Below are 600 nucleotides of genomic sequence, written 5' to 3'. Positions count from 1 at the left end.
GCTGCTGCGACGGACCATTCGGCGCGGTCAAACCGTTGGAAGCACCGTCCTGGTTCACCGCCGAACCGCGAACCACCGCGAGCACGGGGTGACCGTTCTTACGAGCATCCGAGAGCCGCTCCACCAGGAGCATGCCCACACCTTCGGACCAGCCGGTGCCGTCCGCGGAGGCACTGAATGACTTGCACCGGCCGTCGAACGACAGACCCCGCTGCTGACTGAACTCAGCGAATGCGGCAGGTGTCGCCATCACCGTCACACCACCGGCAAGCGCCATCGAACACTCACCCGACCGCAACGCCTGCACCGCCCAATGCAGGGCGACAAGCGACGACGAACACGCCGTATCCACGGTGACCGCCGGACCCTCCAGGCCGAACGTGTACGCCACCCGACCCGACGCGATACTGCCGGTGTTACCGGTTCCCAGGAAGGCGCCGACACCGTCGGGTGCGTTGAGCACTCCCGAGGCGTAGTCGTGGTACATCAGGCCGGCGAACACACCCGTCGACGAACCCCGCAGAACAGCCGGATCAATACCGGCCGACTCGAACGCCTCCCACGACGCCTCCAACAACAACCGCTGCTGCGGATCCATCG

At 66.0% G+C, this 600-nt stretch carries 1 protein-coding gene; it reads right to left on the bottom strand.

Annotated elements, in window-relative coordinates; translation table 11 throughout:
• The coding region (locus tag LPA41_RS40845) for a polyketide synthase (RefSeq protein WP_229076868.1) at positions 1-600 on the bottom strand (600 nt) is incomplete at both ends.

The organism is Actinoplanes sp. DH11, from assembly GCF_020873875.1.
GTDB lineage: Bacteria > Actinomycetota > Actinomycetes > Mycobacteriales > Micromonosporaceae > Actinoplanes.
The sequence above is the reverse complement of the archived record's forward strand: the minus strand, read 5'-3'. Positions and strand labels throughout refer to the sequence as shown.